The sequence below is a fragment of the Pseudolabrys sp. Root1462 genome (genome assembly GCF_001426945.1).
In the GTDB taxonomy this organism is placed as follows: domain Bacteria; phylum Pseudomonadota; class Alphaproteobacteria; order Rhizobiales; family Xanthobacteraceae; genus Pseudolabrys.
Genome location: NZ_LMFS01000004.1, coordinates 170,850 through 192,114 on the forward strand (window position 1 = coordinate 170,850; position 21,265 = coordinate 192,114).

Sequence of the window (21,265 nt, forward strand, 5' to 3'; positions counted from 1 at the left end):
GCTACGCCGCTTTTTTCTTCGCCAGGAAAACGCCCATGCGATCGAGTGCCTTGAGAATGTTCTCGGTCGAGTTGGCGTAGGACAGCCGTATATAGCCTTCGCCAAGAATACCGAAGTCCGGGCCGCCGATCGTGACGACGCCGGTCTCGCTGAGCAGCGTGTTGGCGAGGTCCTTCGCCTTCCAGCCGGTCTTCTTGATGTTGGGAAAGGCGTAAAACGCGCCCTTCGGCGTGATGCAGGAAACGCCGGGTAATTTATTGAGCCCCTCGACCACGACTTTGCGCCGCCTGTCGAACTCGGCAATCATCTTCCACACCTCGTCCTGCGGACCGGTGAGCGCCGCAAGTCCGGCGTACTGCGCCGAAGCATTGACGCACGAGTGCAGATTGACCGCGAGCTTGCGGGCATAGTCGTACAATTTGCCAGGCCACACGGCGTAGCCGAGCCGCCAACCCGTCATGGCGTAAGTCTTCGACCAGCCGTTGAGCAGGATCAGACGGTCGCGGATCGAGGGATAAGACAACAGGCAGACGTGCTTTTCGCCGTCATAGACCATGTGGTCATAGATCTCGTCCGACATGATGGCGACGTCCGGCCACCTCTCAAGGCCCGCGACCAGCTTGTCGACTTCGCTCTTGGGCGTGACGCCGCCGGTCGGGTTGGCCGGCGAGTTGATGATGATCAGCCGCGTCTTCGGCGTGATCAGTTTGAGCGTCTCTTCCGCCGAGAAGGCGAACCCGTTCTCCTCGCGGATCGGCACGGGAACCGGCGTGGCGCCGGTGAACTCGATCATCGAGCGATAGATCGGGAATCCGGGGTCGGGATACATAATTTCAGCGCCCGGCTCGCCGAACATCAGGATCGACATGAACATGGTCGGCTTGCCGCCGGGCATAATCATCACGCTGTCGGGTGAGACCTCGACCTGGAAGCGCTTGTGGAGATCGGCGGCGACGGCCTCCCGCAGTTGTGGAATGCCGTTCGCTGCGGTGTAGCCATGATGGCCGTCACGCAGTGCCTTGATCGCAGCTTCAACGATGAAATCTGGCGTGCGGAAGTCGGGCTGGCCGATGCCGAGGCTGATGATGTCGCGCCCTTGTGCGGCGAGCGCATTGGCGCGCGCTAGAACAGCGAATGCGTTTTCTTCACCGATGCGGTCGAAGGCCGCGATCGTTTTGAACATCGTAAGGTCTCCCGGCGCAGGTCGTTTTGCGCGGCACTTCACCGCATCCCCGGTTCAAAAGCAAACGCCTCCGGTTGCGTGTGATCGCATCGCGCTCACATCCCCTGATTGAATTTCTTAAACTACATACTTCTTAGGGTTGCAACAGCGGGTATCCCGAGGCATGCACTACCGGACGCAACCACAACTTTAGATTCGGGTGACGGGACAACTGTCTTCGCATAGAATAATTCTAGCTTGGGGCGATTATTACGCGAAAATGCTGTGATTTCAGCCCCGCGAATTTGTCGCGTGCTGCCGGCAGTTACGAACCAGACCAACGTTAGATCGGAGTGGGCGTCGGACGATGGAATCGGCGAGTTTTGACCACGCCCACGAGGCTTTCGCGTTCGTCGAGCTGCTCGAGAAACTCAGCAGCCCTGACGAGATCATGAACCAAATGGAGAAGGCGCTCGGCCGCTTCGGCTTTGAGAACTTCATCCTGACCGGCCTACCCAATCCGCACCAGAAGGCCGAGCAGATGGTGCTGGCGCGCAAATGGCCGCAAGGCTGGTTTGAAATCTACATCAAGGAAAATTACGTCGCGGTCGACCCGGTCGTGCGCTTGTGCCGGAACAGCGTCAATCCGTTCGACTGGGCCGACGCGCCGTTCGATCAAGCGACCGAGCCACGCGCGCTCGAGGTGATGAATCGCGCTTCCGACTTCCGGATGTCGAACGGGTTCTGCATCCCCATTCATGGCCTCACCGGCTATGAAGCTTGCGTCTCGCTGGGCGGCGTCGATCTCGACCTGTCGCCGCGCACCAAACCGGCAATTCATCTGATGGGCATGTATGCCTTCGAGCATATCCGCCAACTGATGACGCAGAAGAACGAGAGCCGCTTCGACCGGCTGACCGTGCGCGAACGCGAGGTGCTGACCTGGACCGCGGTCGGCAAGACGGCGGCCGAGGTCGCCGAGATCATGAACCTGTCGAAGCGCACGGTGGACGAATACTCGGTGCGCGCCGCGCGAAAACTGCGGGCGCAAAACAAGACGCATGCCGTGGTGAAGGCGCTGCAACAGCGCCTGATCAGCCCGTAGGCTTTCGGTTTTCGTCTGCCCAATCAACAAACGCAAATGCGAACAACGCTTTACACGCGCGCCGCGTCGTCGCGCGGCACGGGCTATGTAAACAATTACAATAGTCAGCCGTCATTAATTATCGCGAACTCCCATTCATGGAACTTTTGGGGGGGGTGGAGAGTTCGCATGACCCAGGTACACGTTATCACGTCGGCCAATCGCCATCTTTATGAGGACACGCTCGATAGTTATCACCGCATCCGGCATGAGGTCTTCGTCGCAGAACGCGGCTGGAGAGCCGTCGCCCGCGCGGACGGGCGCGACATCGACAGCTACGACCGCGACGATACCGTGCACCTCGTCGCCATAGACGGTAGCCGCGTTGTCGGTGGGCAGCGCCTGACACCGACGACGGCATCGCACATGCTGAGCGACATTTTTCCGGAGCTTGCTGCGGTTAAAGGCGTGCCGACCGGCCCAAGCGTTTGGGAGGCGTCGCGCTACTTCGTTGTGCGCGAACGCCGGTCCGGCCGCACCGACTGCACGATGCTCGCCGCGGTCCAGGAATTCGGACTGGACGAAGGCATTACGCATTACTCGGCGGTGATCGAGACCTGGTGGCTGCCGCGTCTGCACGAGGCAGGCTTCGTCGTGCGCCCCCTCGGCCTGCCGACGCTGATCGAGAACCAGTGGGCGATCGCGGCTGAAATCGAGGTCCGCGAGTCCAGTCGGGATCGGGCGCGAGCGCTCGGCGGCATCACCGGCTCCGTCCTGGTGCGGCGCGGGCCGCAATTCCCCCTGATCCGGCAGGTGGAACATGCGACGTAACCCGAAGCCCCGTGACGGTTTCGATGCCGACGACCAGCGCAACGACGAAGTGCGCGACGTCATCAAGACGATCATCAGCGGCGGCGCCGACACCAGTCGCCTGCTCGAGCTGTACTACTGGACGCGAGAGCCGGGCATCATCGAGTTGATCCGGGCGTATCTCGACCTGCCAGAACGCACGCAGCGCAGCCTGAGCACATACCTGCTCAACGGCAAGCCGAAGGCGATCGTCGCGACGTTCGATCCGCAAGGGCGTCTGGTCCTGGCACGATCGTCGAGCACGGAAGCACCTCGTCCGTCAGTCAAGCCGACCAGCGCGGCACCCCCCGTCGCCGGCTATAACGGATCTACCCGGCGGGCATGACCGCCATGCGAAAGCCGATCACGGATCGGACCCATCAAGGATTGGAATTGTCCTTTCCGGCGTAACCATGGCACGGTCCCCGGCCGCTTACAGACGAAGACAAACGGGACCGGCCATGGCAAGCGTTGAAGGGAAGCGAATCGCTTTCGCAGAACTGCATAAGACCGGCTGTTTCGTCATTCCCAATCCCTGGAATGTCGGCACCGCGCTGTACCTGCAAAGCCTCGGTTTCCCGGCGCTGGCCAGCACCAGCTCCGGTCACGCCTATTCGCTCGGTTTCCCCGATGGCGCCCTGAGCCGCGATGTCGTGCTCGCTCATTACGCCGACCTCGCCGCCGCGACCGATATCCCCCTCAACGCCGATTTCGAGAACGGCTATGCACACGAGCCCGACGCGCTCGCCGACAATGTGCGGCTGTGCATCGCTACGGGCGTGGCAGGTCTCTCGATCGAGGATTTTACGGGCGACGAGAGCAATCCCTTATATGACCTCGACAAAGCCGCGGCCCGCGTGCGCGCGGCGCGTCAGGCGATCGACAAGTCCGGCTCGGGCGTCCTGCTCACCGGGCGCGCGGAAGGATTCCTGCATGGTCGCCCCGACCTCGACGAAGCCATTCGCCGGCTGACGGCGTTCGCCGAAGCCGGCGCCGATTGTCTTTACGCGCCCGGCATCAAGACACGCGAGCAGATCGAGGCCGTCGTGAAAGCCGTGGCGCCGAAGCCCGTCAACCTGCTGATGTCGTCGGCGACTGGCCTGACGGTCGAGGATATCGCGGGAATGGGCGTCCGCCGCATCAGTGTCGGCGGCGCACTTGCGCGCGTCGCGATGGACGCCTTCATCAAGGCCGCGACGCTGATTGCCGATGACGGCAAATTCGACCGACTGGGCGGCATCGTTTCCGGCTCCGAACTGGACGGGTTCTTCGCCCGAAACAAGCCATCGAAACAATAGACGCCATGCCGGATTTCAAATTGCAATCAGAGCCGCTGCCGGGAACCGGCCAGCCGGTCGGCCTCAAGGTCGAGACGGCGCCGGCGAAACGGCCCGGCCCGACAACGATCGAAGGGCGCTACGGCCGCCTTGAGAAGCTGCAGGATCATCACGCCGCCGACCTGTGGAGCGCTGTCCAGGGCCACGACGATTTGTGGACCTATATGGGCGACGGACCGTTCGATGACGCCAATATCTTCGCCGAATTTATTGCCAAGCGCGCCGGGCTTGCCGACCCCTACGCCTTCGCCATTATCGACGGGACAGGCCGCGCCGTCGGCTATTTCACCCTGATGGAGATCCGCCCCGAAGCGCGCGTGATCGAAGTCGGCAACGTGCTTTATTCACCGGCACTCAAGCAAACGAGACTCGGCACCGAGGCGCAATATCTTCTCGCCCGCTACGCTTTCGACACGCTCGGCTATCGCCGGTACGAGTGGAAGTGCAACGCGCTCAACGCGCCGTCGCGGCGAGCCGCCTTGCGCTATGGCTTCACGTTCGAGGGCGTGTTCCGCAACGCCATCATCGTCAAAGGGCGCAACCGCGACACGGCGTGGTACTCGATGATCGACAGCGAATGGCCGGCGCGTAAAGCGGCGTTCGAGCGCTGGCTGGCGCCGGATAATTTCGATGCTCAGGGCCGGCAGAAAATGTCCTTGAGTGAACTGAACGGCTTTGCGGGATGAGCGGACTTGAGGCGCGGCCGGCAGGCGGGCTGCTGCGTCAGCGGCCCTTCGTTCTGCTTTGGGTCACCCGTCTTCTGACGACAATCGGCTATCAGGCGCTTGCGGTGGTGATCGGCTGGTCGATCTATGCCATCACCGGCAGCGCCTTCGATCTCGGACTGGTCGGTTTGTTGCAGTTCATTCCGGCGGTCGTGCTGACCTTGCTCATCGGCCACGCCGCCGACCGCTATGATCGGCGGCTGATCGTGCGCCTGGCGCAATCGGTGTACGCGATCTGTGCGGCCATCGTGACAGTGGCAATGTTCGGCGGCTGGCTGTCACGCGAACTGCTTTTTGCCGTCGTATTCGCCATCGGCTGCGCCCGCGCTTTCGAATTGCCGACCGGTCATTCATTGGTGCCAGCGACGGTGCCCACCAATCTGCTGCCGCGCGCCGTCGCGGCCTGGACCTCCGCCAACCAGGTGGCGGTGATCTGCGGTCCCGCGCTCGGCGGTTTCCTTTATGCCATCGAGCCGCGCGCCGTCAGCGCGGTGTGCGTCGTCTTCTTCGTCGCGGCGCTGGTCTGCCTCGGTGCCGTCAGAATCAAGGGCAATGTGCCGAGCCGCGATCCGCCCACCTTGCGTTCGGCGCTGGCGGGCTTCGAATTTATTCTCACTCGCAGGCGCCTGCTCGGCGTCATCACGCTCGATCTGTTCGTGGTCTTGCTCGGCGGCGCCACGGCACTCCTGCCCATCTTCGCCAAGGATATTCTTGCCGCCGGCCCCACCGGATTCGGCCTGTTGCGCTCGGCGCCGGCCGTCGGCGCGCTGCTGACCGCCATCGTACTGTCGCGTGTTCCGATCGAGCGCCACCTCGGCCGCAAGATGTTCATCTCGGTCGCGGTGTTCGGCATCGCCACCGTGGCGTTCGGGCTGTCCACCTGGTTGCCGCTGTCGATGCTGGCGCTTGCCGTGCTCGGCGCGTCCGATGCCGTCAGCGTCGTCATCCGCTTCAGCCTGGTGCAACTCGAGACGCCGGATCACATGCGCGGCCGGGTCAGCGCCATCAACTACCTATTCGTCGGCTCATCGAATACGCTCGGGGACTTCGAAGCCGGCGCGGTCGCCGGCTGGCTCGGCGCGGTAAACTCGGTCATGATCGGCGGCATCGGCTCGCTGATCGTCGCCGGTCTGTGGATGGGGCTGTTTCCGGATCTGCGGCACCTCGACCGGTTTCAGCCGGCCGAGGAGAATGAAGAAGCCAAGACTTAAAAAAACTAAGAGGAAACGCGAAATGCATGTGGTGGTGACCGGCGCAGCCGGCATGGTCGGGAGCAAACTGATCGCCCGTCTGGTCAAGGATGGCGGCCTCAACGGCAAGCCGATCGACAAGTTCACGCTGACCGACGTGGTGGCGCCAGAAAGGCCGGCAGGCTTTGGCGGCAAGGTTGACATCACCACTGGCGATCTCGCCGCACCGGGCGCTGCCGAGAAGCTGATCGCCGAGCGGCCGGAAGTGATATTCCATCTTGCCGGCATCGTCTCCGGCGAAGCCGAACTCGATTTCGACAAGGGCTATCACGTCAATCTCGACGGCACGCGCATTCTGCTCGAGGCGATCCGCCATGCAGAGAACTATCAGCCCAAATTCGTCTTCACATCGTCGATCGCGGTTTACGGCGCGCCGTTCCCGCACGCAATTCCCGACGATTTCCATCTGACGCCGCTCACCTCGTACGGCACGCAAAAGGCGATCAGCGAATTGCTGCTCGCCGATTACAGCCGCCGCGGATTTCTCGACGGCGTCGGCATTCGCCTGCCGACCATCTGCGTGCGACCGGGCAAGCCGAACAAGGCAGCATCGGGCTTCTTCTCCAACATCATGCGAGAACCGCTCGCCGGCCTCGAAGCAATCCTGCCGGTCGCCGATACGGTGCGTCATACCCATGCCTCACCGCGCGCGGCGGTCGGCTTCCTGATCCACGCCGCGGGCCTGAGCCGCGAACAACTCGGGCCCCGCGTCAACCTCGCCATGCCGGGCGTTTGCTGCACCGTGGCGGAACAGATCGACTCGCTGACCCGGATCGCCGGACCGAAGGTCGCCGCCCGCATCAAGCGCGAGCCGGACGAACTGATCACGCGCATTGTGTCAGGCTGGTCGGAGCGAATTGACGCCAAACGCGCTGCGGAACTTGGATTCAAGGCGGAGAATAACTTCGACGAGATCATCAAGGCGCATATCGAGGACGAACTGGGCGGCAAGATTGCCTGAACGGCCCGCCTCGTCCTGAGGAGCACGCCGAAGGTCTGTGTCTCGGAAGGATAGGGCGGCCTTCACCCTTCGAGACGCTGTTCCCGATCCTCGGGATAAGGCCGGTATTGCTGCGGCGGCGGGGCAACTTGCCCCGCAAGCCTTGAAACCCTAAATTAGCGCCATGACCTACATCGACGCCGCCGTCGCCCCCCAGCGCAAAACCGGGCAGATCAAGCTTCACGGCTCCGCCGCCTTCGAAGGCATGCGCAAGGCCGGCCAGCTCACCGCGCGCTGCCTGGACATGCTGACGCCCTACGTCGTGCCGGGTGTGCCGACCGACAAGATCGACCAGTTGGTCTATGAATTCGCCATGGACAACGGCGCGCTGCCGGCGACGCTGATGTACCGCGGCTATCGGAAATCGACCTGCACCTCGATCAACCACGTCGTCTGCCACGGCATCCCGAGCGACAAGCCGCTCAAGGACGGCGACATCGTCAACATCGACGTGACATTGATCCTCGATGGCTGGCACGGCGACTCGAGCCGGATGTATCCGGTCGGCAACATCCCGCGCCGCGCCGAGCGCCTGATCGAAGTGACCCATGAATCGATGATGCGCGGCATCGCCGTCATCCGTCCGGGTGCCACGACCGGCGACATCGGCCACGCCATCCAGAGCTATGTCGAGGCCCAGCACATGAGCGTGGTCCGCGATTTCTGCGGCCACGGCCTTGGCCGGCTTTTCCATGACGAGCCGAACATCGTCCACGTTGGCCGCCCCGGCGAAGGCGTCGTACTCAAGGCCGGTATGTTCTTCACGGTCGAGCCGATGATCAATCTCGGCCGCCCTCATGTGAAGGTGCTGTCCGACGGCTGGACCGCCGTGACCCGCGACCGCTCGCTATCGGCGCAGTTCGAGCACACGGTCGGAGTGACCGCCGACGGCGTCGAGGTCTTCACCTATTCGCCGGCGGGGCTCGACAAGCCACCCTACCCGGTCTGATCCCTCGCGCCGCCGCCCCTTTCGCGGGGACGACGCTGGAAGGCCCCTCGTCCCTGCAATCGAAATCCCCTAGGATACTCGCCTTGGTTGAAAGGCGCGTAACGCCATGGTGGACCCTCACGGCGGGGAAGAGGAAGCGACCGGCGGCCTGCCTGGGCTCGCCGAGGCGACGCCGCACTACCACGGCCATCGGGAAAGGCTGCGCGAACGCTTCCGCAAAGCCGGCGAGGATGCCCTCAGCGACTATGAGCTGCTCGAGCTCGTGTTGTTCCGCGCCATCCCGCAGCGTGACGTCAAACCGCTGGCCAAGGAGCTGGTCGCCAAGTTCGGCTCCTTCGCCGAAGTCATGGCGGCGCCGCGGGGGCGACTGAAGGAAATCAAGGGCGTCGGCGATGCCGTGATCGACGAGCTCAAGATTGTGCACGCCTCGGCCAAGCGGATCGCGCGCGGCGACGTCGGCAAACGGCCGGTGCTGTCGTCATGGAGCAGCGTGATCGATTATTGCCGCACCGCCATGGCTTATGAGGACAAGGAGCAATTCCGGCTGCTGTTCCTGGATAAGCGCAACCAGCTCATCGCCGACGAAGTGCAGCAGAAGGGCACCGTCGATCACACGCCGGTCTACCCGCGCGAGGTGGTCAAGCGCGCGCTGGAACTGTCGGCGACGGCATTGATCCTGGTACACAACCATCCGTCGGGAGACCCCACCCCGTCGCGTGCCGATATCCAGATGACGCAAGCCGTCATCGAGGTGGCGAAGCCGCTAGGAATCGCCGTGCACGACCACATCATCGTCGGCAAGGATGGCCACGCCAGCCTCAAGGGTTTGAAGCTGATCTGATCGGCGCCCCCTGACCTGTTATAAGAGGTCTTCGAAACGCGCGAGGAACTCTATGGTTGCCACAACGACGCCACGATGGACCTGGGCCTGGCCGGCGGCTGCCATTATCACTCTCGCCGTCGTCTGGCTGATCGGCAGCAGCGGTACGATGTCGGCTATCGCCACGATCGTGCTGTTCGGGACCGTGTTTGCTGCAGTCTATCATGCGGAGGTCGTCGCGCACCGGGTCGGCGAACCGTTCGGCACGCTGGTCCTTGCGCTCGCGGTCACCGTCATCGAGGCAACGCTCATCGTCTCGGTGATGATTGCGGCGCCGATCGAGAAGGCCGGGTTGGCGCGCGATACGGTGTTCGCCGCCATCATGATCGTCTGCAACGGCATCGTCGGCGCCTGTCTGCTCATGGGCGGTGCCCGTCATCACGAGCAGGGCTTTCAACTACAGGGCGCCAGCGCCGCGCTCGCCGTTCTGGTAGCGCTGAGCGGGTTGACCTTGATCCTGCCGAATTATGCGACCAGCGGATTGGGGCCGCTCTACAGCACGTCGCAACTCATCTTCGCGGGCATCGTCTCGCTGATCCTCTATGGCTCTTTCGTCTTCATTCAGACGGTGCGGCACCGCGACTACTTTCTGCCGGTCGAGACAACCGACGAAGAAGCCCATGCGCCGCCGCCGACGGCCCGCGCCGCGACGGTAAGCGCCGCATTGCTGGTGGTTTCGCTGATCGCCGTCGTCAGCCTCGCCAAGGTGCTGACTCCAGCCGTCGAACTGGGCATCGCCAATCTCGGCGTGCCGAAAGCCGTGGTCGGTATCGTCATCGCCGCCGTGGTTCTGCTGCCGGAAGGTTTCGCCGCGCTCAACGCAGCGCGCAACAACCGGCTGCAGACCAGCTTGAACCTGGCGCTAGGCTCGGTGCTGGCGACCATCGGCCTGACCATCCCGGCGGTCGCCGCCGTTTCGGTCGTCCTTCAGCAGCCGCTGGAACTTGGCCTCGGCGCCAAGGATCAGGTGCTGCTGACGCTGACCTTGCTGCTGGGCATCATCACCCTGGGGACCGGACGCACCACCATGCTCCAGGGCATCGTGCACCTGGTCATCTTCGTCGCGTTTCTGTTTTTCGCCGTGGTGCCTTAGGGAGCGGCCCAGAGTCCTACTTGCGCAGCAGGGTTATCGGCGTCGCTGATTCCGGAATCCGTTGCCAGGTGTCGGTGTCGTTTTCGACGAAGCGCCACGGCGTGCCCTGCGCCGGCAACAGCAGCAGTTCGCTGCCGTCGATCCGCCAGCGTCCGAACTGCTGTTTGCTAATATCGGCGCTGCAGCCCGGCTTGATGACGAGTTTCATGCCGTCACCTTCGACAGTCGTCGACAGCGAGATTTCACACAGCGGCCCTTGGCCCGTAATGGTCCAGTCGCCGGCGACGTCATCCGGCTTTTTCGGAGGCGGCGCGGCGGCTGCGGCATTCTGCAGGAATAGGACGCCGACGCCCGGCGTCGGCGCCTCGAACATGCCGCTCTCGACTTCGCTGAATTCGGCCAGCGTCCGGCCCCCGGCATCGAACAGGAACAAGTTGTCGTTCTCCGGATAACGCCAGCCGGTTACGTCCGCGATGAACGGAAACAGGTTCGCGCAATCCGGGTCGAACTCGACCTTGAAGCCACCTTTGACGGCGGCGTTTTTGAAAGTCGCGGTACAACGTTTGTCGCGATCGGCGTTGGAGAACTCCCACGCCCCGAGCATATCCTTGGCGGAATCGCCCATCGCGGCCTGCTGCGCCGAAGCCGGCGTCAGCGCCAAGGCGGCCAACATGATCAGGGCGACGCGCATCGCGATCATTTCTTCTTCGGTGCCTTGGTTTCGATCCTGGCGAAGGTGTCGATGCCGGCGACGTCCTTGTCGTCGCCGATGGCGATATAGCGTTCGTCTGGCGTTTCCAAGCGTAATCGAGTCTTGCGTAAAGGGTCTATTAAATCGATCGTCCAGCTTTCCTGCAGATGCCACGCCGCGATATCGCCCATGACCGGAAAGGACTTGGCGCAACCCGGCGCGACCTCGACCTGCCTGCCGCCGATGCCCATTTCCTTCAGCAGGGTGATCCGGCACCGACGTTTGCCGCTTTTGTCGCGCAGTTCCCAGACGCCGAAGACATCCGCCAGCAGCGCCGGCTCGACCTCAGCCTCGTTCATCGGCTCGAGCGGCGGGAAGTCGTAGGCGCGCGCCGCGCCGGCCGCCGTCATGGCGGCCGCCACCGCAGCAAGGCAAAGCGCGCGCCTCATGATTCTACTTCTTCGGCGGATAGGGCGTTTCCGGCACCGGCGTCAGCGGCGGCTTGCCTTCGGCCCAGGCGAGGATGTTGTCGACCACCAGCCGGTCCATCGCCGCGCGTGTCGCTTCACTCGCCGAGCCGACATGCGGGAAAAGCACGACGTGATCCATGTCGATCAGTTCCTGCGGGACCTGCGGCTCGTTGGCGAACACGTCGAGGCCGGCGGAATAGATGGTCTTGTTCTTCAGGGCTTCGATCAGCGCCGGCTCGTCGATGACGCTGCCGCGCGCCATGTTGATGACGACGCCCTGCGGGCCGAGTGCCTTCAGCACTTCGGCATTGATCATGTTCTTGGTCGATGCGCCGCCCGGCACGATGATCATCAACGTATCGACGTCGCGGGCCATGTCGAGCAGCTTCGGGTAGTACTTGTACTCGACGCCGCTCTGCGGATTGCGGCTGTGATAGACGACCTTGGCGTTGAAGGCTTCCAGACGCTTCGCGATCGCCCGGCCGATGCGGCCCATGCCGACCATGCCGACGGTGCGGCCTTGCAGGGTCGCCTTGGTCAGCGGATAGGCCGCTTTCGGCCATTTGCCGGCGCGCACATAGCGATCGGCCTGCGGAAACTCGCGCAGCGTACACAACAGCAGGCCGAGCGCGGTGTCGGCGACTTCCTCGTTCAGGACGTCCGGCGTGTTGGTGACGATGATGCCATGCTCGCCGGCCCATTTGGCGTCGATGTGGTCGTAGCCAACGCCGAAGCTCGAGACCTGTTTGAGATTCGGGAATTGCGACAGGAATGGGCCGTCGACCTTGTTGTTGGTGTAGGCCAGCGCGATGGCGCCGATCTTTGCGCCCACCTCCTTGACGAAGGCGTCCTTGTCCTTGGCCTCGAGGTAGTAGTGCAGGTTGACCTTGCCCTCCAGGCCGCCGACCAGCGCCGGCTTGCGCGCACCGATCAAAAGGACATCGCGTTTTTCAATAGCCATTACGTTTCCCCAAATTCACAAAGACGCATCTTTTGCCGCCCTCAAATCAGGGCGGTAACAGGATTTTCCACCAAACTCTTGAAAACCGCCAGTAGCGCCGCGGCCTGCGTATCGTCGATGGCGCGAGGTTCGCAGGACAAGGTAACGGTCATCTGGCTGACAAACCGGACGCCACCATCCGCCGCTTCGACCGGCGCGCGGCGCGGCTCACCCAGCGCGAGCACCGAGGTGAACGGGGCAGTGACGATCGAACTGAACTCGCGAATGCCCGGCGCCGCCAGGACACGGACAGCAGTGACCGCACTCACACTTGGCGCGCCGTCATCGGGCTCGCGCGTTTGGCGGGCAATCGCCGTCAGTGTCTTGCCGGCGGCGTCGCGGATGATCCTCGTCACGCGCCGGCCATCGCTGTCGAGGACGAGCGCGACGTCGCTCCCGGCCTGCGGATTGGCGCGGCGCAATGCCGCCGCCCAGGCCTTGACAGCGAAATCGCCGATGGAGAACTCGACACCCGCTGCCTTGGCCTCGTCACGCATGACCAGGAGCCGGCCGATTTCGACATCGGCGACGAGATAGAACTGCGCCGCAGCGGGCGCCGCTTCGATGGCCCGCGGTGCGGCGGCGATGTCGGCAGCGACGATGCGGCCATGCGGACCGGAGCCCGACACGCGGTTGAGATCGATGCCGCGCTCGGACGCCAGGCGCCGCGCCAATGGCGTGACATAGGTGCCGGTCCCCAGCTTCGCCGGCCCGTAATTGCGCTCCGGCGTGCGCACCTCGCGCCAGGGCGACATGTCGGGGTAGGCGAAATCGCGAGCACCGATGTTGGTTTGCTCGGGTGCCTGCGCCCGACCCCGTTCGTCCCCGCGAAAGCGGGGACCCAGTTCTTTCTTTGGCTCAGCCTGGGCCCCCGCTTTAGCGGGGGCGAACGGAGATTGGAGCTTGGTCGATGCATTGACGGTTGGCGCCGGTCTGATTTCCGCAGATGCCGCCCCACCCGCTCCGGCAATCACCGCCACGACGGCGCCCACCTTGGCGACCTCGCCAACCTGGAAACGGATGTCGGAGAGCGTGCCGGCGGCGATCGCCGGCACTTCCATGGACGTCTTGTCGGTTTCGATCTCGAACAGGTTCTCGCCCGGCTTCACGGCCTCGCCGGCCTGCTTGAACCATTTGACGATCTTTCCCTCGGCGACGGTTTCGCCGAGCTGGGGCATCAGGACGTCCATGCGTGTCCCCACCTCACTTGATGCGTTCCCAGATCACTTCCAGCGAATTATCGGCCGACCACAGCGACAGCCGGTCGCCCTTGAACTCGCAACGGCGCACGAGATCGCCTTCATCGCCCGGCTGCAGACTGGCCTGGCGATGATGCGTCACGATTCCGGCCGCAGCGTCGACGGTGTAGGTGCCGAGATAGGCGATGAAACCGCTCAGCGCGTGCTTTGCCTCTTCCGCCGTTGCCACCGCGCCGGCGCGCTTGCGCGCGACGTCCGGCGCGATCTGCACCATCATCTCGCCATGCGGCCCGTAATAGATCATGCCCTTCGGATCCGGTCCGAGATCGCGAGGCTGGCCTTTGACATTGGCGCCGATGTACCGCCAGGCCCCCATCAGCCTGGCGGTCAATTCATCACGAGTCACTGCGTTCACCAGGTCACTGAGATGTACTGCGTCTCAAGAAACTCCTTCATGCCCTCTTGCGCGCCTTCGCGGCCGAGGCCGGATTGCTTGACGCCGCCGAACGGGGCCGCCGGATCGGAGACGAGTCCGCGGTTGAGGCCGATCATGCCGAACTCAAGCTTCTCGGAGACGCGCAGGCCGCGCGACATGTCCTTGGTGTAGAGATAGGCGACAAGACCGTATTCAGTGTCGTTCGCGCGCTTGATCGCTTCTTCCTCGGTCTTGAAGGTCTGGATCGATGCGACCGGCCCGAAAATTTCTTCGTTCAGCATCATGGCGCCATCCGGCACGTTGGTGACGACCGTCGCCGGATAGAAGAAGCCGGGACCATCCGGCACCTTGCCGCCAGTGAGAATCTTGGCGCCCTTGGAGACCGCGTCATCGACGAGCTCGACGACCTTGTCGCGGCCTTCCTTGTTCACCAGCGGGCCGACGGCAACGCCGTCATCGAGACCGTTGCCCATCTTGAGGCTGGCCATCTTGGCGCTGAGCTTCTTGGCAAATTCGTCGTGCACCTTCTCGTGCACGTAGAAGCGATTCGCCGCGGTGCAGGCCTCGCCCATGTTGCGCATCTTGGCGATCATGGCGCCCTCGATCGCAGCGTCGATATCGGCATCCTCGAACACCAGGAACGGCGCATTGCCGCCGAGCTCCATTGCCGGCTTGAGGATCTGGTCGGCGGCTTCATGCAGCAGCTTGCGGCCGACCTCGGTCGAGCCGGTGAAGGAGACGACACGGACGCGCGGGTCGTGGAGCATCGCCGACACGACCTTGCCCGACGAGCGCGACGGAATGACGTTGACGACGCCCGGCGGCACGCCAGCTTCCTCCAGCGCCGGCATCAGCGCCAGCATCGTGAGCGGCGTGTCGGACGCGGGCTTGAGCACCACCGGACAACCGGCGGCCAGCGCCGGGCCGATCTTGCGCGTCGCCATCGCCGCCGGGAAATTCCACGGCGTCACCAGCACGGCGATGCCGGCGGGCTTGTGCTGGGCGAGAATGCGCGCGCCCGACGCGGGGGCCATCGACATGGAGCCGAGATTGCGCACCGCTTCCTCGGCGTACCAGCGGAAGAACTCGGCCGAATAGGCGACCTCGCCGCGCGAGTCGCTCAGCGCCTTGCCGTTCTCCAGCGTGATCAGCTTCGCGAAGCGTTCGGCGTCGCGCATGATGATCTCGAACGCCTTGCGCAGGATCTCGGCGCGCTCGCGCGGCTTCTTGGCGGCCCAGGCCGGGAATGCGGCTTGCGCCGCATCGACGGCGGCGATGGCGTCCTCGACGGTCGCGCTGGCGACCGAGGCGATGGTCTTTTCCGTCGCAGGATCGATCACATCGAAGCGGCCGCCGTCGGAAGCCTTTTTCCATTTGCCGCCGATCCACAGATCGGTCGGCACGTTGGCGAGGAGGTTGTCATACATGGCGCATTTCCTTTTATCTGCATCGTTGTTCGCGAGCCGCGAACGTCGATTCTATCGTGCCAAAGCCGGGCGTCATCGTCGTCGCACGAAATAGCAGATTTTCACTCCGCGATATTGCCCATCAGCTTTGCAAACTGCGCCGCACGGTTTCGACGATGCGTTCCGCGGTCGGCAACACCATATCTTCCAGAATGTCGGCCGCGGGTAGCGGAATATGCGGGGTCGTTATACGCACCGGCGGGCCGTCGAGATCGTAGAAGGCTTCGTCGGCGACGATCGAGACGATCTCCGCGCCCCAGCCGCACAGCCGGGGATTCTCCTCGACCGTGAACAGGCGATGCGTCTTGGCGACCGAAGCAAGAATCGTCTGCGTATCGAGCGGCACCAGCGAGCGCACGTCGATAACCTCGCAGTCGATGCCGTGTTCCGCTTTCAGCCGTTCTGCGGCCTCGACCGCGCGCGGCACCATCAGCGCCAGCGCCAGAATGGTGGCGTCGCGGCCCGGCCGGACAATCTTGGCAGTGCCGAGCCGATCGACGATCTCGCCGTCGGGAACCTCGCCCTTGGTTGCGTATAGCGACTTGTGCTCGAGGAAGATGACCGGATCGGGATCGCGCACCGCGGCAGCGAGCAGGCCGATGACGTCGACCGGCGACGATGGCGCCACGACCTTGAGGCCCGGGATCATCATGCACCAGTTCTCGACGCTTTGAGAGTGCTGCGCGCCGAAGCGAGAGCCGGCCCCGTTACCTGTGCGCACGACGAGCGGGCACTTGGTCTGGCCGTTCGACATGTAGCGGCTCTTCGGAAACTCGTTGGCGATGTAATCGAAACACACCGCGAAGAAGTCCGAGAACATGATCTCGGCGATCGGCTTCAGTCCGGTCATCGCCGCACCCATGGCGGCACCCAAGATCGCCTGCTCGGAGATCGGCGTGTCGCGGACGCGCAGCGGACCGAACTGCTCATATAGACCGACGGTCGCCTTGAACACGCCGCCCGCCTTGGCGACGTCCTCGCCGAGGAAAACGACGTCGTTGTCGCGGGCCATTTCCTGCGCAATGCCGCGGATGACCGCGTCGCGGTAGGTGATTTCCGGCATGCCTTAATTCCTCCAGGCCCAGCCGCCGTCGGCGTAGACGTCGGTGGTGAGGATATCGGCCGGCGGCATCGGCGCCGCCTTGCAGGTCTCGGTGGCGTCATCGACCTCCTGGCGCACCGACGCATCGATCTCGGCGATGACCTTGTCGCTGACGCCGAATTGCTGCAGGCGCTCGCGATAGATCTTGATCGGATCGCGCTGCTTCCATTTCTCCAATTCACCTTCGGGGCGATATTTGGCGGGGTCGGCGCGCGAATGGCCGGAGTGGCGATAGGTCAATGCTTCGATCAGCGAGGGGCCCTCGCCGGCCCGCGCCCTGGAAAACGCCCTCTGCGCCGTGCGATAGACGACATCGGCGTCGTTGCCGTCGATGATGATGCGCTCGAGGCCATAGGAGCCGGCGCGGTCGGCCGCCGGATGCGGGACGGCGGTGACGTCGCCGATCGGCGTGTATTCCATGTAGAGATTGTTCTCGCAGACGAAGACTACCGGCAGCTTCCAGATCGCGGCGAAGTTCAGCGCCTCATGGAAGGCGCCGATATTGGTGGTGCCGTCGCCGAAAAAACAAACCGATACGTCCTTGTCGCCCTTGTACTGCGCGCGCCAGGCGGCGCCGCAGGCGATGGGAAGATGCGCGCCGATGATGGCATAGGAGCCCATGACGCCGTGTTCTTCCGAGGTCAGATGCATCGAGCCGCCTTTGCCGCGCATCAAGCCATTGTCGCGCTGCATCAGCTCGCCAAGCACCTTCTCGACGGATACGCAGCGCGCCAGGGTATGGGCATGGCCGCGATAGGTGCAGAACGACAGATCGCCCTTCTGCATGGCCTCGGCAAAGCCGCTCGCCACCGCTTCCTGCCCGAGCGACAGGTGACTGGTGCCCTTCACCAGATTTTGCAGGAACAGGTCATAGGCGCGCTGCTCGGCCTCGCGGATACGGAGCTGCGAGCGGTACATCGCCAACCGCTTGGCTTCACCGATATCGTCGTTCAGCCCCGAGCCGGGAGCCTGGGCCCGGTCTTGCGCCGTCGCCATGAGATTTCCTCGCCGCCGGAAGCCGGCTTGTTTTCGTTATCTGAGCCGAAACTTAGCCCTGATGATCGCGGCGCCGCAACTGTCCCAGGGTGAGCTTAATCGGCGGTGGGACGGCCGTCCGCGGCGGGCTTGCCCACCTTGCGCTCGCGGTACAGCAGATAGAGACCGGAGCCGACGACAATCAGCCCACCGACGATCGTCCAGTGGTGCGGCACATCCCCGAACACGACAAAGCCCCAGGTCGTCGTCCACACCAGTTGCGTGTAGATGAACGGCGCCAGTGTTGACGCCGGCGCCAGACGGTGGGCCCGGATCAGCAGGTAGTGCCCGATGCTGCCGAAAGCACCGATGGCGACCATCAGCAGGACGATGAACCAGTCCTGCGGGGTGCTCCAAACGAACGGAACGACGGGCAGCATCGCCACCGCGCCGAGAAGATTCGAATAAAAAAGCGTCGTCTCGCTCGAGTCGCTTCGCGCGAGCACGCGTGTCGAAATCGAATACAGGGCATAACAAATCGCGCCGCCGAAAGAGAGCAGCGCCGCAGGGTGCAGACCGCCGAAGCCGGGACGCGCGACCAACAGCACGCCGACGAAGCCGACTCCGATGGCGATCCATCGCCGCCAGCCGACCCATTCACCGAGGATGGGTCCGCACAGGACGGCGACCAAAAAGGGCGTCGAGAACAGGATCGACAAAGCCTCGTCGAGTTGCAGGTACTGCAACGCGAAGAAATTGAGCCCGGTCGATCCAAACAAAAGCGCCGCGCGACCGATCTGCAGCCAGGGCCGCCGCGTCACCAGCATACCCGGCTTGGTCACCGGGTTCATGAACAGAAGTGCCAGGACGAAAGCGCCGGCGTAACGAGCCCAGACAACCTGCAACGGATGCATCGAATGCAACAGGTATTTGCCTGTCGCATCGATGCAGGAAAACCCCGCCACCGCCGCGCACATCAGGGCAATGCCGGTCAGCCGCTGGCGCCGGGCAATGGCAGCAGTATCGTTCAATAGGTCGCCCGCCCGCCCGAAATGTCGAAGATCGAGCCGGTGGTGAAGGAGCAATCTTCCGAGGCGCAGAACGCGGCGAGCGCTGCGACCTCTTCGACGTTGACGAAGCGGGCGCGCGGAATTTTCGACAGCATGAAGTCGATGTGCTGCTGCGTCATCTGGTCGAAAATGGCGGTACGCGCCGCAGCCGGCGTGATGCAATTGACGGAAATGTTCTTGCCGGCGGTTTCCTTGGCCAGCGACTTGGTCAGCGAAATGACGCCGGCCTTCGACGCCGAATAGGCAACCGCGTTGGGGTTGCCCTCCTTGCCGGCGATCGAGGCGATGTTGACGATCCGCCCGTAGTCCTGGGCGATCATGCCGGGCGTCACCGCCTTGCAGCAGTAGAACTGGCTGTCGAGATTGACGGTGAGGACGCGCTTCCACTCGTCGAGCGGATAGTCCCAGGTCGTGGTGTTCTTGCCGGCGATGCCGGCGTTGTTGACCAGAATGTCGATGCGGCCGAAGGCCTTCACCGTGGCATCGCGGGCCCGCTCGACGCTGGCGAAATCGGTGACGTCGACGGGCACCACCTCGACGCGGCCTTTCACCTCGCCGGCGGTCTTTTTGGCCAGCGGTTCGTCACGATCCCAGATCGCGACCGCGGCGCCGGAGGCCAGGAAGCGCTCGACGATGGCGCGGCCGATGCCTTGCGCGCCGCCGGTGACGACAGCGAAGCGGCCTTTGAGATCGATGTTATTGGACATAGGTGCGGTTCCCCCAGGTTGATTGTATCGATTTAACGGATGGTATAGTCGGTTTGCCGGGGAAAATGCAGCCTCCCCTGAAGATGGCAGCCATCCGTCCGGGAACTGCATCCAAGCGCTGGTTGAAGGGACTTGGGCACGGCAATGGATGGCCCGATTCTGGCGCTTTTTGTCCTGTCGACTTTCGTGGGGGGCATCGTCAGCGGCCTGGCCGGCTTCGCCATGGGTCTCGTCGTCTCCGGCGTCTGGCTGCACATCCTGACGCCGGCGCAAACCGCGGCGCTGATCGTCGGCTACGGCCTGCTGGTGCAGAGCTACAGCATCTGGAAACTGCGCCACGCGCTCAGCCTGCGGACGCTAGCGCCCTTCATCGGCGGCGGCGTCGTCGGCGTGCCGGTCGGCGCAGCGCTGCTCTCGCACATCAGCCCGGCGATGATCCGCGACGGTGTCGGCGGGCTGCTGATCATCTACTCGAGCTATTTCCTGATCCGGCCGCATGTCCACACCGTGCGACCGTCGCTGCCGGCGGATATTGGCATTGGTTTCCTCAACGGCATCCTCGGCGGCATGACGGGACTGGCCGGTCCGGTCATCACCGTCTGGTGCCAACTGCGCGGTTTCCGCCGGGATGAACAGCGCGCGATATTTCAGCCGGTGATCCTGGCTGCCTTCGCGATCACCGCGGTGTCGCTGACCATAAACGGCACGGTGACGACGGATCTGCTGCGCATCTATCTTTATGGCCTCCCCGCGCTCGGCGCCGGTCTGTGGGTCGGGCTGAAACTCTACGGCCACCTCAACGAACTCACCTTCCGCAAGGTGGTCCTGGTTCTGCTGATGGTGTCCGGCCTGGTGCTGCTGTTCGGCTGACCCTGCTTGCCGGTGCGGAGCCGTTTCGCTACACTTCGAACCGTGGGGCCAGCGGCGGTCGCCCCGCGCTTCAGGCATCCGATGCCCAAGCACCGCTTCCTTCGCTGACGGAGGAAGCTCATGCTTGCTTTCAATTTCTCGATATCACCCCAGGACCTTTGGCATCTGATCGCGACGCCGCGCGCGCCGCAGATCATCGACGTGCGCCGCCGCGACATCTACGAGCAGGTGCCCGGTCTCATTCCGGGCTCCGTGTGGCGCGAGCCGACCGCGCTCGCCGGCTGGATCGGAACGCTGGACCGGGCCCGTCCCATCGTCGTCACCTGCAAGCTCGGCAAGGAATTGAGCCAGGTCATCGTCAGCGACCTGCGGAGCCAGGGCTACGACGCTGCCCAGCTTGCCGGCGGCCAGGGCGCCTGGACCGATGCCGGCCTGCCGCTGGTCGATCGCGCCGCGGCGGACCGGCTGATGCCGCAGCGGCCGTCGCTGTGGGTAACGCGGCGGCATCCGAAGATCGATCGCATCGCCTGCCCATGGCTCATTCGCCGCTTCATCGACCCCGAGGCGCGCTTTGTCTTCGTCGATCCGCCTTACGTGGCCGATGCAGCGACCAACTTCAGCGCCATCCCCTTCGACATCGCCGGCGTCGAAATCTCGCACGTTGGCGAGACCTGCAGTTTCGACACGTTGCTTTCGATATTCGGGCTGGCGGATGAGCCGTCGCTGGCGCGGCTTGCCCTGATCGTTCGCGGCGCCGACACCGCACGCCACGATCTCGCGGCCGAAGCCAGTGGCCTGCACGCCATATCGCTCGGCCTTTCGGCGCTGGCCGGCGACGATGACCATGGACTCCTTCGCCGCGGCTTTGCCATCTATGATGCATTGTTCGCGTGGGCCCGCTTTGCCGCCGACGAGAAGCACAACTGGCCCACGAAGGCGGCGTGACAACA

23 protein-coding genes are annotated in these 21,265 nt (G+C 63.8%); 12 read left to right on the top strand and 11 right to left on the bottom strand.

Annotated elements, in window-relative coordinates:
• Position 1 precedes the first annotated feature (1 nt).
• Positions 2-1,183: a pyridoxal phosphate-dependent aminotransferase gene (locus tag ASD45_RS21725; RefSeq protein WP_056913795.1), complete on the bottom strand. Its 1,182-nt coding sequence runs from the start codon at positions 1,181-1,183 to the stop codon at positions 2-4.
• Positions 1,184-1,529: 346 nt separating this feature from the next.
• On the opposite strand from ASD45_RS21725, the gene ASD45_RS21730 reads away from it, so the two are divergent.
• The 10 genes from ASD45_RS21730 (at position 1,530) to ASD45_RS21775 (ending at position 10,329) form a co-directional block, all read left to right on the top strand.
• Positions 1,530-2,267 (top strand): LuxR family transcriptional regulator, encoded by a 738-nt coding sequence (locus ASD45_RS21730; RefSeq protein ID WP_056913796.1) that lies wholly within the window; start codon positions 1,530-1,532, stop codon positions 2,265-2,267.
• Between the two features lie 168 nt (positions 2,268-2,435).
• Positions 2,436-3,077 (top strand): acyl-homoserine-lactone synthase, encoded by a 642-nt coding sequence (locus tag ASD45_RS21735; protein ID WP_056913797.1) that lies wholly within the window; start codon positions 2,436-2,438, stop codon positions 3,075-3,077.
• Positions 3,067-3,441 carry a hypothetical protein gene (locus ASD45_RS21740; protein ID WP_056913798.1) on the top strand — a complete coding sequence of 125 codons (375 nt, stop codon included), beginning with the start codon at positions 3,067-3,069 and terminating at the stop codon, positions 3,439-3,441. Before ASD45_RS21735 ends, ASD45_RS21740 begins: the two co-directional genes overlap by 11 nt.
• A 115-nt stretch (positions 3,442-3,556) precedes the next feature.
• Positions 3,557-4,393 carry an isocitrate lyase/phosphoenolpyruvate mutase family protein gene (locus ASD45_RS21745; RefSeq protein ID WP_056913799.1) on the top strand — a complete coding sequence of 279 codons (837 nt, stop codon included), beginning with the start codon at positions 3,557-3,559 and terminating at the stop codon, positions 4,391-4,393.
• A gap of 5 nt (positions 4,394-4,398) precedes the next feature.
• Entirely contained in the window at positions 4,399-5,118 is a 720-nt protein-coding gene (locus ASD45_RS21750; protein WP_056913800.1) for a GNAT family protein, read from the top strand.
• A complete protein-coding gene (locus ASD45_RS21755) occupies positions 5,115-6,368 on the top strand; it encodes an MFS transporter (RefSeq protein WP_056913801.1) in 1,254 nt (417 codons plus the stop codon). Before ASD45_RS21750 ends, ASD45_RS21755 begins: the two co-directional genes overlap by 4 nt.
• Positions 6,369-6,390: 22 nt before the next feature.
• Complete coding sequence (gene denD, locus ASD45_RS21760; protein WP_056913802.1) at positions 6,391-7,368, top strand: D-erythronate dehydrogenase; 978 nt, start codon at positions 6,391-6,393, stop codon at positions 7,366-7,368.
• Positions 7,369-7,531: 163 nt separating this feature from the next.
• Positions 7,532-8,356 carry a type I methionyl aminopeptidase gene (gene map / locus ASD45_RS21765; RefSeq protein ID WP_056913803.1) on the top strand — a complete coding sequence of 275 codons (825 nt, stop codon included), beginning with the start codon at positions 7,532-7,534 and terminating at the stop codon, positions 8,354-8,356.
• Positions 8,357-8,462: 106 nt separating this feature from the next.
• Entirely contained in the window at positions 8,463-9,197 is a 735-nt protein-coding gene (radC, locus tag ASD45_RS21770; protein ID WP_056913804.1) for a DNA repair protein RadC, read from the top strand.
• 52 nt (positions 9,198-9,249) lie between these two features.
• A complete protein-coding gene (locus tag ASD45_RS21775; protein WP_056913805.1) occupies positions 9,250-10,329 on the top strand; it encodes an ionic transporter y4hA in 1,080 nt (359 codons plus the stop codon).
• Positions 10,330-10,345: 16 nt separating this feature from the next.
• Here the strand turns inward: ASD45_RS21775 and ASD45_RS21780 are convergent, their stop codons facing one another.
• From ASD45_RS21780 to ASD45_RS21825, 10 genes are all read right to left on the bottom strand, one after another.
• Positions 10,346-11,029 (bottom strand): AprI/Inh family metalloprotease inhibitor, encoded by a 684-nt coding sequence (locus tag ASD45_RS21780; protein WP_056913806.1) that lies wholly within the window; start codon positions 11,027-11,029, stop codon positions 10,346-10,348.
• Positions 11,026-11,469, bottom strand: coding sequence for an AprI/Inh family metalloprotease inhibitor (locus ASD45_RS21785; protein WP_082541112.1), 444 nt, complete (start codon positions 11,467-11,469; stop codon positions 11,026-11,028). The genes ASD45_RS21780 and ASD45_RS21785 overlap by 4 nt, the downstream gene beginning before the upstream one ends.
• 4 nt (positions 11,470-11,473) lie before the next feature.
• Positions 11,474-12,451: a 2-hydroxyacid dehydrogenase gene (locus tag ASD45_RS21790; protein ID WP_056913808.1), complete on the bottom strand. Its 978-nt coding sequence runs from the start codon at positions 12,449-12,451 to the stop codon at positions 11,474-11,476.
• A 41-nt stretch (positions 12,452-12,492) separates the two neighbouring features.
• Positions 12,493-13,680: a biotin/lipoyl-containing protein gene (locus ASD45_RS21795; protein ID WP_056913809.1), complete on the bottom strand. Its 1,188-nt coding sequence runs from the start codon at positions 13,678-13,680 to the stop codon at positions 12,493-12,495.
• 13 nt (positions 13,681-13,693) lie between these two features.
• Positions 13,694-14,095, bottom strand: a complete 402-nt coding sequence (locus tag ASD45_RS21800; RefSeq protein ID WP_156381036.1) for a lipocalin-like domain-containing protein — start codon at positions 14,093-14,095, stop codon at positions 13,694-13,696.
• 5 nt (positions 14,096-14,100) lie between these two features.
• Complete coding sequence (locus ASD45_RS21805) at positions 14,101-15,552, bottom strand: NAD-dependent succinate-semialdehyde dehydrogenase (RefSeq protein ID WP_056913811.1); 1,452 nt, start codon at positions 15,550-15,552, stop codon at positions 14,101-14,103.
• 121 nt (positions 15,553-15,673) lie between these two features.
• A complete protein-coding gene (locus tag ASD45_RS21810; protein WP_056913812.1) occupies positions 15,674-16,654 on the bottom strand; it encodes an alpha-ketoacid dehydrogenase subunit beta in 981 nt (326 codons plus the stop codon).
• A 3-nt stretch (positions 16,655-16,657) separates the two neighbouring features.
• The gene (locus ASD45_RS21815) at positions 16,658-17,689 is read right to left on the bottom strand and encodes a thiamine pyrophosphate-dependent dehydrogenase E1 component subunit alpha (RefSeq protein ID WP_056913813.1); all 1,032 of its coding nucleotides are present in this window, start codon (positions 17,687-17,689) and stop codon (positions 16,658-16,660) included.
• A gap of 95 nt (positions 17,690-17,784) precedes the next feature.
• A complete protein-coding gene (locus ASD45_RS21820; protein WP_244485611.1) occupies positions 17,785-18,699 on the bottom strand; it encodes a DMT family transporter in 915 nt (304 codons plus the stop codon).
• Positions 18,696-19,445: an SDR family NAD(P)-dependent oxidoreductase gene (locus ASD45_RS21825; RefSeq protein ID WP_056913815.1), complete on the bottom strand. Its 750-nt coding sequence runs from the start codon at positions 19,443-19,445 to the stop codon at positions 18,696-18,698. Before ASD45_RS21825 ends, ASD45_RS21820 begins: the two co-directional genes overlap by 4 nt.
• Before the next feature lie 144 nt (positions 19,446-19,589).
• Here ASD45_RS21825 and ASD45_RS21830 point away from each other — a divergent pair, with 144 nt between their 5' ends.
• Together ASD45_RS21830 and ASD45_RS21835 are read left to right on the top strand one after the other, a co-directional pair.
• Positions 19,590-20,315: a sulfite exporter TauE/SafE family protein gene (locus tag ASD45_RS21830; protein ID WP_056913816.1), complete on the top strand. Its 726-nt coding sequence runs from the start codon at positions 19,590-19,592 to the stop codon at positions 20,313-20,315.
• Between the two features lie 120 nt (positions 20,316-20,435).
• Entirely contained in the window at positions 20,436-21,260 is an 825-nt protein-coding gene (locus ASD45_RS21835; protein WP_056913817.1) for a chromate resistance protein ChrB domain-containing protein, read from the top strand.
• Positions 21,261-21,265: the final 5 nt, after the last annotated feature.